Origin of the sequence: Mesorhizobium sp. M1A.F.Ca.IN.020.04.1.1, from assembly GCF_003997315.1 — a bacterium.
Classification (GTDB): Bacteria; Pseudomonadota; Alphaproteobacteria; order Rhizobiales; family Rhizobiaceae; genus Mesorhizobium.
In genome coordinates this window covers 1-8,442 of sequence record NZ_RZSN01000214.1, presented here as the reverse complement: position 1 = coordinate 8,442, position 8,442 = coordinate 1, and the positions used below count along the sequence as shown (strand labels likewise).

At 64.2% G+C, this 8,442-nt stretch carries 14 protein-coding genes and 1 pseudogene; 10 read left to right on the top strand and 5 right to left on the bottom strand.

What is annotated here, in order from left to right; all coding sequences use genetic code 11:
* Positions 1-301 precede the first annotated feature (301 nt).
* Positions 302-787: a hypothetical protein gene (locus EOA49_RS28125; protein WP_245460821.1), complete on the bottom strand. Its 486-nt coding sequence runs from the start codon at positions 785-787 to the stop codon at positions 302-304.
* Between the two features lie 538 nt (positions 788-1,325).
* Between EOA49_RS28125 and EOA49_RS28120 the strand changes: the two genes are divergently transcribed.
* A complete protein-coding gene (locus EOA49_RS28120) occupies positions 1,326-1,628 on the top strand; it encodes a DUF982 domain-containing protein (RefSeq protein WP_095824503.1) in 303 nt (100 codons plus the stop codon).
* Positions 1,629-1,635: 7 nt separating this feature from the next.
* On the opposite strand, the gene EOA49_RS28115 is transcribed toward EOA49_RS28120, so the two are convergent.
* Positions 1,636-2,355, bottom strand: a complete 720-nt coding sequence (locus tag EOA49_RS28115) for a Crp/Fnr family transcriptional regulator (protein ID WP_066998395.1) — start codon at positions 2,353-2,355, stop codon at positions 1,636-1,638.
* A 174-nt stretch (positions 2,356-2,529) separates the two neighbouring features.
* Here EOA49_RS28115 and EOA49_RS28110 point away from each other — a divergent pair, with 174 nt between their 5' ends.
* Entirely contained in the window at positions 2,530-2,763 is a 234-nt protein-coding gene (locus tag EOA49_RS28110) for a hypothetical protein (protein ID WP_127240861.1), read from the top strand.
* A gap of 81 nt (positions 2,764-2,844) precedes the next feature.
* Entirely contained in the window at positions 2,845-3,756 is a 912-nt protein-coding gene (locus tag EOA49_RS28105) for an alpha/beta hydrolase (protein WP_127240860.1), read from the top strand.
* Here EOA49_RS28105 and EOA49_RS28100 read toward each other — a convergent pair.
* Positions 3,744-3,977, bottom strand: a complete 234-nt coding sequence (locus EOA49_RS28100) for a hypothetical protein (RefSeq protein WP_067322613.1) — start codon at positions 3,975-3,977, stop codon at positions 3,744-3,746. The genes EOA49_RS28105 and EOA49_RS28100 overlap by 13 nt on opposite strands.
* A 526-nt stretch (positions 3,978-4,503) precedes the next feature.
* Between EOA49_RS28100 and EOA49_RS28095 the strand changes: the two are divergent.
* The 5 genes and pseudogenes from EOA49_RS28095 to EOA49_RS28075 all read left to right on the top strand — a co-directional run.
* Positions 4,504-4,599, top strand: a pseudogene (locus EOA49_RS28095) (KGG domain-containing protein); the annotation flags it as partial.
* 187 nt (positions 4,600-4,786) lie between these two features.
* Positions 4,787-5,239, top strand: a complete 453-nt coding sequence (locus EOA49_RS28090) for a hypothetical protein (RefSeq protein ID WP_082953797.1) — start codon at positions 4,787-4,789, stop codon at positions 5,237-5,239.
* A gap of 114 nt (positions 5,240-5,353) precedes the next feature.
* Positions 5,354-5,566 carry a hypothetical protein gene (locus EOA49_RS28085; RefSeq protein ID WP_066998409.1) on the top strand — a complete coding sequence of 71 codons (213 nt, stop codon included), beginning with the start codon at positions 5,354-5,356 and terminating at the stop codon, positions 5,564-5,566.
* A 25-nt stretch (positions 5,567-5,591) separates the two neighbouring features.
* Positions 5,592-5,792, top strand: coding sequence for a hypothetical protein (locus tag EOA49_RS28080; RefSeq protein WP_067322603.1), 201 nt, complete (start codon positions 5,592-5,594; stop codon positions 5,790-5,792).
* Positions 5,793-5,826: 34 nt separating this feature from the next.
* Positions 5,827-6,147: a plasmid stabilization protein gene (locus tag EOA49_RS28075; RefSeq protein WP_095801367.1), complete on the top strand. Its 321-nt coding sequence runs from the start codon at positions 5,827-5,829 to the stop codon at positions 6,145-6,147.
* Between the two features lie 169 nt (positions 6,148-6,316).
* On the opposite strand, the gene EOA49_RS28070 is transcribed toward EOA49_RS28075, so the two are convergent.
* Positions 6,317-6,775: an Lrp/AsnC family transcriptional regulator gene (locus EOA49_RS28070; protein WP_095778267.1), complete on the bottom strand. Its 459-nt coding sequence runs from the start codon at positions 6,773-6,775 to the stop codon at positions 6,317-6,319.
* A gap of 169 nt (positions 6,776-6,944) precedes the next feature.
* On the opposite strand from EOA49_RS28070, the gene EOA49_RS28065 reads away from it, so the two are divergent.
* On the top strand, positions 6,945-7,685 hold the full coding sequence (locus EOA49_RS28065) for an AzlC family ABC transporter permease (protein ID WP_127240859.1): 741 nt from the start codon (positions 6,945-6,947) through the stop codon (positions 7,683-7,685).
* Positions 7,682-7,981, top strand: coding sequence for an AzlD family protein (locus tag EOA49_RS28060; RefSeq protein ID WP_095801370.1), 300 nt, complete (start codon positions 7,682-7,684; stop codon positions 7,979-7,981). Before EOA49_RS28065 ends, EOA49_RS28060 begins: the two co-directional genes overlap by 4 nt.
* Before the next feature lie 280 nt (positions 7,982-8,261).
* On the opposite strand, the gene EOA49_RS28055 is transcribed toward EOA49_RS28060, so the two are convergent.
* The coding region (locus tag EOA49_RS28055; RefSeq protein WP_127243478.1) for an EAL domain-containing protein at positions 8,262-8,442 on the bottom strand (181 nt) is incomplete at its 5' end.

Here is an 8,442-nt window from a genome sequence, read left to right as displayed (position 1 = left end):
CGTCTGCCTTTTCGTTGGCCAGGGTGTGAAGCCGGAGAAACCAAACCCTGTTCTCTTTACCACCAGGTCCGGCTGACGCGGCCCGCTGAGGACAATTCGGCGCGGGCCCGATGGTTCCGTGCTTCGGAGCCGAGAAGATAAGGCACCGAGGCAGGCCGTGCCGGGCCCGCGGCCGGCAAAAAACCGCCCCGGATGGGAGAACCGGGGCGGCAATTGTGGGAAGCAGTTCGGGTATCCGGGAACTGCACAGTCAGTAACTCGCCCGCACGGGAAAAGTTTCCCGCCAGACCGATCATGCGTTCTACTTCGACGGCTGCGGCGGGACCTCGCCCGGCTTGATCACCGGCATCTGGCTGGTGTCGGCCGGCGGAGCAGTAGCGTTCTTGTCGCCCGTGGGCGGAGGCTTCAGCACACCGTCGCAAGGCGCCAGGCTGGCGGTCAGGTTGTTGGACTGATCATTGGCCTGCGCTTTCGGGGCCTGCGCTTTCGGCTGCTCGCCGGTCTGATTAGGGGTCGCGCTGGCGTCCGGTTTGACCTGGCAATCCTCGATCTGCGGATTCTCCAGCTGGGTCTGGGCCGCGGCAGTCGTTCCCGGCATTTGGCCCGACATCAGGACAATGGCGAAGCCAAGAAGTGCTTTCTTCATTGGATCCTCCTTATGGATTCGGCAACCGCCGACGATCGGGGAGAGCCGTTCGCCTTGGCAGGCCGGCAGGCCGACGTCGACTCTGGCCCCGCTCGCCGTGTTTGCCACCGGGTGGCGGTGGGGCACCGGGGCATTCGTCATCCTCTTCTCGAGAGACAACGCTATCGGAGAGACAACGCATGCCGGCCGAAAAGGTTGGCTTTCGGTAGAGGCTGCGGTCTCGGCAGGGCGTGGCGCACGTACATCAAAGTTAAATGCGCGAATGCTGCCGGAGTGCTAGTCGCTCGCAGCTTGGGGGCACTCTACGAGGAGAGTCCCATGGAAATTCGAGATCTGATCGGCACACTGTCCAGGTCATTTCTGCGCCAGGGTGCCCGGCGTCCGTGGCCGATCCAGTCTTTGCGCGCCGGCGTGCCGCTCAGGCCGCGTCCGCGCCCGCCGTACCGCCCGCAGCCGCCCAGCCGGCCGGCGAGCAATTAGCTTGCCGCTTATTCAGCGCCTGCCTGTGCAACCGGTCGGCGGCATCCTCGTTATGACGATCCAAAAACATGTGGTGGCAACGATGAGACCCTTTCGGACCAACAATCATCTTTTCATTCTGGCGGCAGCGGCGGTGACCGCGGCGCCCTTCGCGGGCCTCGCCTGGCGGGCTCAACAGTGGCTTGGATGGTGACCGGGGATGAGTAGATTCCTGCCGCTCACCATCCGCTTCGTCACTGGCGGCTCAATGGTGGTTTCGTCGATCGCCGACGCAAGGAAGGCCTTGGACGGAGCCTGGAAGAACAAGGAAGCGCCCGACTATTTGGCGGCGGCGCGGCTGGTGGACGACGCCATGGCGGGCATCTGCCGTCCGGCGGTCGCCTTCGACGCTTTCAAGCAGGCCGCCGCCCGGCAGGGCCTGCTGAGGACGGCCGACCCGAGCGCGGCACTCTCGATGCTCGACTCGCTGTGGTCTGGCGACGACCAAGGGCCGCCGCGCTGACGCGTTCTCACCTTGGCTCGTTCCTCATGCTGAGATAGGTCGGGTCGAATTCCGCAATGGCGACCAGGCGGTTCCAGTCGAGGATGTCGATCAGGTGGTTGGTCCAGTTGATGACGTTCATGCGGCGCAACGTGCCGATGACCCGATTCATATGGACGACGGAGAGACCGAGCACATCGGCGAGTTCGGCCTGCGAAAGCGGCAGATTGAAGCTCATGACCCGCGTCTTCTTCACGGCCTGCAGCCTGACGAAGAGTTCGCATATCAGATGCGCCAGATGCGCGGTCTTGGAGCGGCGTCCCATGGCCACGATCCATTCCCGGTGGATGGCGCCGTCCACCAGCGTGTCCAACCACAGCAGCCTCGTCAAATGCGGGGCCTTTTCGGTGATTTCCCGCAACTTGCTGTGCTCCGCAGCGATGATATGGCAGGGCGACAGCGCGACGATGCCATGGTCCATGGTCTTCAGGAGAAAAGCGTGCAGATCGACGAAATCGCCGGCAACATGGAGCGCAGTGAACTGCCGGCCGCCGTCCTCCAGCACCTTGTAGCGCGCGGCAATCCCGTCGACGATGAGGGTGCTGAAAGTCGGCCTTGATCCTTCGGCGACGAGATCCTCGCCAGCGACGAAATACTTCTCCACCGATGTGGCGCTGGCCAGCAACGCCTTCTCGCTTTCGGAGAGAGCATCGTGCTGACCCAGGTTCAGATAAAGGGGTTCCAGCATGCGCGGCCGCCCGTTGTGATTTTGCAAGGGCCTAACGTTGTAGAGCCGGGCCGGGTTGCAGCGGACCACCACACCGCCGGCCGCCGGCAAAGCAGTCCCCGGCCAAGACGGTCCTTTGGAACCATGATCGCGCGCAGGGATTGAACGTCCAGGTTGCGGCGGATGCTTTCGCGGATGGAACGCTTCTACTTCGATTTGTACAACACCGTGCACACGCAAATGGACAGCGAGGGGCAGCTCTTCTCCTCACCAGAAAACGCGCGAAAGGAGGCGCTCAGGATCTTGCAGGATGTCGCGCGCGACGAGATGCCGAACAGTGATAACCTCAAGATCACCATCAAAATGCGCACCGACAAGAGAGGCCAGATATTCGAGGCGTCCCTTACAGTCAATTCCGCCTGGAGCTGACCACGGAAAGCGCCAGCCGAGAGAAGCCGCGGCCCGAGCAACCATCCCGCCCGCGGCCGTTCCGCCTGTGGAGTACAAAGCATGTTCGGCGGTTTCGAAAGCGCGGAAGTCGATACGGGCGCGGCACGGACATTCATCCGGACTGCCGGCAGCGGCCCGGCGCTGCTCCTGCTGCACGGCTTCCCCGAAACGCATCTGATGTGGCGCGACGTGGCGCCGAAGCTGATCGACCGCTTTAGCGTCGTCTGCGCCGACTTGCGCGGCTACGGCAAAAGCTCCTGTCCGCCATCCGATCCGGATCATGCGCCCTACGCCAAGCGCGCCATGGCTGCCGACCTCGCGGCGCTGATGACGAAGCTCGGCTTTGCCCGCTTCATGGTTGCCGGCCACGATCGCGGTGGGCGCGTTGCGTATCGCCTGGCGCTGGACCACCCGGACCGCGTCGAGAAGCTTGCCGTGCTCGACATCGTACCCACCGCCGATGTCTTGGACAGGGCCGACGCCCGGCTGGCGCTGGGCTATTGGCCCTGGTCGCTCTTGGCGCAAGCCGAGCCGCTGCCGGAGACGATCATGACGGCGGCCGCGGATGCGATCGTTGACAACGCGCTGGCTGGCTGGGGTTCCTCGCCTGCCGCCTTTCCCGCCGAGGTCCGGCAGGCTTATGCCGAGGCCTTGCGCGATCCAGCCCACGCGCACGCCATCTGCGAGGAATACCGTGCGGCAGCGACGCTCGACCGTGAGCACGACCAGGCCGACCGCAAAGCCGGCCGGCGCATCGGCTGCCCGATGCTTGCGCTATGGAGCGGACATGGCGCGCTCGCCGAATGGTACGCGCGAGAGGGCGGTCCGCTGGCACTGTGGCGGGAGTGGGCCGACGACGTCAGCGGCGGGGTCAGCGGCGGGACGATGCCCGGCGGGCATTTCTTTCCCGAAGAAGCCCCGGCCGAGACAGCCGCAAGGCTCGGCGAGTTTTTTGCCGGCTACAGGCCGTAGGCCAGGGTGAGGTAGATCGCCGGCGCAACGATCAGGCAAAGCGCCATCACAATCACCACGGCATTGCCAAGGCGCTCGGCGCGCCTGGCGATGTCGGTGACATCGTCGTCGTCGTTGAGGAATTGGAGAATCGAGGTGTCGGCGAGGACGGAGAGGCGATTGTCGTTCGCGGGCAGGCTTTCGGGCTCTCGCAGATTGGGCTTGGCAGAAATAAAGGTCAAAACGTCGTCTCGCTTTCGAAGCCGGCCGCGCGACTTCCTGGTTCCAATGATTGTGGATGCTATTGGATGCCCGCCATTTGCGCGGAAACGGCGGGCACCCAAAACGGCGCCGATGAAGGGGACTTCGTCGACGACCGCTACCAACTCGAAGCCTCCGCTTTGGTTGCCGTCGAGGGCCCAATGCGCGAGCCACTCCGACTTCAGTCGTAGTAAAGATACCGACCGTGGCCCCGGGCCCTGGCGCCCGCGCGGACCGGCGACGCACGACAAGGCTGTTGCGGCATGGTCGGGCTAAAAGGATTCACGAAATATTTCGTGGGGGAACATCGATCGCGGGCAGCGGTTCTCATTACTCAAGGCGGTCGAACCTCCTTGAATCAAACCCCGAAGACCAATCCCCAACAACGGAGCTGCAGATATGCCTAATCAAGGCGGAACTCACCAACAGCACGTCAGAGCAGGCCAGCAGAGCCACAAGAACCGCGACGATCAGCGCCGCGGCCAGCAGCAGGCCGAGGACCGCAACATGCGTCAGCAGGATTCAGGTCAGCACCGGGGCGGCAGCGGCAACTTCGCCGAAGACCGCGAACGTGCATCCGAAGCCGGCCGCAAGGGCGGCCAGCGCTGAGCTTTAAGCAGGCGTCCCGCGATCCCTTCGCGGGACGCCGCCCAGAACATCCAATTTGGAACTTCTTCCCCTCCCCCTGGTTCCTCCGAAACCCCGGCGGCTCGGCCGTCGGCAGGACGTTTGAACGGAGGCAACAATGTCCGTGCGCACACTTCACCCCGAACGTGTCGATGAGACACGTATGCAGGCCTATTCGACCTTCGCTCCGCTGCTCATCACCGCCCTGAGCCAGAAGCTGGCGCGCTGCCAAGGCAAGAGCGAGATGGACAAGGTCGAGGCGTCCCTCATCCGCGTCATCGAAGAAGCGGACGTCGTTACGGGAGACGTCGAGGCAATGAAGGAGTTCGCGATCGAACTCGTCGTGTCCACGATGCGCAATGTGCGCGAGCATCCCGACGCCAAACAGGATGTGGAACAGATCGACGGCCGCCGCACGCAAGGACGCTCGGAGAACCCGGACACGCTGGAAGAACAATTGCAGTCCGGTCTCGAAGACAGTTTCCCGGCGAGCGATCCCCCCGCGGTCGTCTCCACCGCCATCAGCGGTGGCGCGAAGGACATCGTCGGCACCGACGAAGTGCTGCGCCGCAAGAAGGAAGCTGCCGAGCGCGGGCACGAAAACGAGAAGGCATAGCCTCAGCCCCGCACGACCGCAGCCGCCCGTTTCAGGCGCCCTGCCTCATCGCGGTCCAGCTCGGCGAAGGAACCAGTCCTTTCGCCAAGGGTTGGTTATCGGAAGGAGAAAACGATGGATAAAAGCAAACTTCCACATCGCCCGGGCGCTGGCCGAACGGCACAAGACGCAAGGCTGCCGACCAAGGGCGGCGACGATCCGGACGTGCGGTTCCTGGCCGAGAACACCGACCTTTCACCGAAGCAGGCGCGCGAGCTGATCCGCGAGCACGGGCATGACCGCGACAAGCTGCTTGAAATCGCACGAACCATGAAGGCCGAGGGCTGACCGGCTCTCTGAAAGCGAGGCAACGATGAGCAACTCACCCCGTACGGGACGTCCAGGCACATCCGATCAATGGCCACGTTGGGAAGGTCCGAAAGCCAATCGGCCGAGAGGCTATCTGCCAGCCAAGGACGATCCCGACAAGGATCGCGACGCGGCCGGCGAGAACAACCAGGACCCCGAGCGGTCCGATCTCGGCGACGCGGTCAAAACGAAGAAGGAGCCGTAGGGCGGCTCCTCTCAGCCCAACAGGAGAAGAAAAAATGCCACGCGGAGACAAATCGAAATACACCGACAAGCAGGAGCGCAAGGCCGACCATATCGCCGAGGGCTACGAAAAGCGCGGCGTCTCCGAGAAGGAAGCCGAGCGGCGGGCCTGGGCGACCGTCAACAAGGACGATGGCGGCGGCAAGAAGGCGGGCGGCTCGGGCCGCGGCAAGCACACCGGCCATCCGGCAGCGCACAAGGGCGGCAAGGCCGGCGGCAAAGCGTCAAGCTCGCGCTCGGCGGCCGAGCGTTCTGCTTCCGCCAAGAAGGCGGCGGCGACGCGCAAACGCAACGCGGAGCACCACGCCCAACATTAGGCGGGAGCTTGGCGGGGGTTCGCCTTCTCCCTTGCCGGAGACCGGCGGATCCGAGACGATAGAACGAAACGAGGCGCTGGGAAACTGGCGCCTCATTGCCGCGCGGCGGTCCTTCCAGCAACATCCGGACGCTTCGCGGCCACCTTCCCCCTCAACGGAAAAGGGAAATCTAAAGCGGCATCTCCGAAGTCTGCTTGACCGTCTGGCTGGGCACGTCGGTCTTGACGTTCTGCACCCCCTTGATGCGACTTAAGTGCTCCGACTGGAAGCGGCGATAGTCCTCGATGCCCGCCGCCACAACCCGCACCATAGCGTCGCAATCGCCCAGCATCAGATAGCATTCCAGCACCTCGGGCAGCTTGGCCACCTCCCTGGCGAAATGCTCGATCGTGTCCTCGTCCTGCTGCTTCAGCCAGATGCGAGTGAAGAAGGTATGACCGCGACCGATCTTGGCCGGGTTGAGCACCGCGACATAGCGGTCGATGACGCCAGCCTCCTCCAGCAATTTTACGCGCCTGAGACAGGGTGACGGCGACAGGCCGACCTCTCTCGCAAGATCGTTGTTGGCCATGCGCCCGTCGCGCTGCAGGGCGCGCAGGATCCGCTTGTCGATCTCATCCAGCTTCATGGCGTCTGATTCCAATATTGGCTTAATTCTCGCTATCCAATGCCAAACCTTGGCAGAAACGGCGCATCTTCGCAACCCGATTGCGGAGCATTTCGGCTATGGTGGCCAGCGATAACCGACCATCGAGCAACCGGAGAAGGCCGCCCCGCAAGGCTGGCCGAGAAGAGCCATGAGCGTTTCCGAGATAACCCTGGGCCACCCTCCCGCCGAAGCACGCGGCGCCGAATTCCGGCGGGGCGCCGCCGCCTCGACGCCGGTGCTGCTTGGCATTGTCCCCTACGCACTCGTGCTGGGCGCGCAGGCGGCGCAGAAGGGCTTGAGCATCGTCGAGGTGCCGTTGATGACGGGCCTCAACTTCGCCGGCGGCTCCGAATTTGCCGCCATCCAGCTCTGGACCTCGCCGCCGCATGTGCTGTTGATCGCCGCCATCACATTGCTGGTCAACAGCCGGCATTTCCTGATGGGCGCGGCACTTGCGCCGTTCCTGCGCCACCTGCCCAAGCGCAAGGCGTTCCCCGCGCTGTTCTTGATGTGCGACGAGAGCTGGGCGCTCGGGCTCGCCGACGCGAAGCGCCGCGCGGCAGGCGGGCTGCGGCCAGCCTTCAGCCTCGCCTATTATGCGGGAACTGCCCTTCCTTTCTATCTTGCCTGGGTGATTTTCACGACCTGCGGAGCGGCGCTCGGGCCGGTGCTTGGCAACGTCGAGCGCTACGGCTTCGCCATGGCCTTTCCGGCAGTGTTCCTGGTGCTGCTGCGCGGCATGTGGAAGGGTTTTGCCGCGGCGCGCCCCTGGCTTGTCAGCCTAGTGGTGGCGGCGGCAACTTATCTGGTCGTTCCGGGCGCCTGGTACGTGGCGACAGGCGCGCTCTCCGGGTTGGTGTCCGCCTGGCTTCTGGCAGGTGAGAAATGATCGAGCCCTGGACCGTCCTCGCCATCCTCGCCATGGCCGGCGTCACCTATTTGACGCGGATCGGCGGCTATGTCGTGCTCAGGAACCGCACGCTCAGTCCACGCGCCACCGCCGTGATGGAAGCCGCGCCCGGCTGCGTGCTGATCTCGGTGATCGCGCCCGACTTCGTGTCGAAGAATCCGGCCGATCTGGCGGCGCTCGTCATCACATTGCTCGCGGCGACAAGACTGTCGATGCTGCCGACGGTGGTCATCGGCGTGGCTTCGGCCGGGGTATTGCGGTGGGTGATGGGGTAAACGCCGGCGGCCCCCCTCTGCCATGCCGGGGCATCTCCCCCAAGGAGGAGATTGGCTCTCCATCGCATCAACTGCCGTAGACCCCAATTTCGCCAGACGCGATCGAAGCGGTTTCGTTGATCCAGCCCAGATGCTTTTCCAGCGCCGGTCCAGCGGGTCGGGGTCCTGCGGGTCGATGATCGCGGGACCATTGTATCGGGCGAAAATGCCGAGCTGATCCAGGCCGAGCTGCTGTTCGATCTCGGCAATCGCGGAGGGTGCTCGCAATTTTAGCCGTGGCTTAATTTGCGACACCCACCCGGGCTTGTGGCTTCTCAGCCGCGGCCCGCGCCACGATCGCCTCCAGCGGCTCTGGCCGGTGCAGGAAATAGCCTTGGCCATAGCCGACGCCCATGCCGACGAGGATCTCCAGCGCGCTTTTCCCCTCGACCTTCTCGGCCACGACGGCGCAGCCCATCGAG

Bases quoted from the DNA above. Each gene is read 5' to 3' on its own strand.
- EOA49_RS28125 (WP_245460821.1), bottom strand. From the start codon at position 787: ATGACGAATGCCCCGGTGCCCCACCGCCACCCGGTGGCAAACACGGCG.
- EOA49_RS28120 (WP_095824503.1), top strand. From the start codon at position 1,326: ATGAGTAGATTCCTGCCGCTCACCATCCGCTTCGTCACTGGCGGCTCA.
- EOA49_RS28115 (WP_066998395.1), bottom strand. From the start codon at position 2,355: ATGCTGGAACCCCTTTATCTGAACCTGGGTCAGCACGATGCTCTCTCC.
- EOA49_RS28110 (WP_127240861.1), top strand. From the start codon at position 2,530: ATGGAACGCTTCTACTTCGATTTGTACAACACCGTGCACACGCAAATG.
- EOA49_RS28105 (WP_127240860.1), top strand. From the start codon at position 2,845: ATGTTCGGCGGTTTCGAAAGCGCGGAAGTCGATACGGGCGCGGCACGG.
- EOA49_RS28090 (WP_082953797.1), top strand. From the start codon at position 4,787: ATGCAGGCCTATTCGACCTTCGCTCCGCTGCTCATCACCGCCCTGAGC.
- EOA49_RS28085 (WP_066998409.1), top strand. From the start codon at position 5,354: ATGGATAAAAGCAAACTTCCACATCGCCCGGGCGCTGGCCGAACGGCA.
- EOA49_RS28080 (WP_067322603.1), top strand. From the start codon at position 5,592: ATGAGCAACTCACCCCGTACGGGACGTCCAGGCACATCCGATCAATGG.
- EOA49_RS28075 (WP_095801367.1), top strand. From the start codon at position 5,827: ATGCCACGCGGAGACAAATCGAAATACACCGACAAGCAGGAGCGCAAG.
- EOA49_RS28070 (WP_095778267.1), bottom strand. From the start codon at position 6,775: ATGAAGCTGGATGAGATCGACAAGCGGATCCTGCGCGCCCTGCAGCGC.
- EOA49_RS28065 (WP_127240859.1), top strand. From the start codon at position 6,945: ATGAGCGTTTCCGAGATAACCCTGGGCCACCCTCCCGCCGAAGCACGC.
- EOA49_RS28060 (WP_095801370.1), top strand. From the start codon at position 7,682: ATGATCGAGCCCTGGACCGTCCTCGCCATCCTCGCCATGGCCGGCGTC.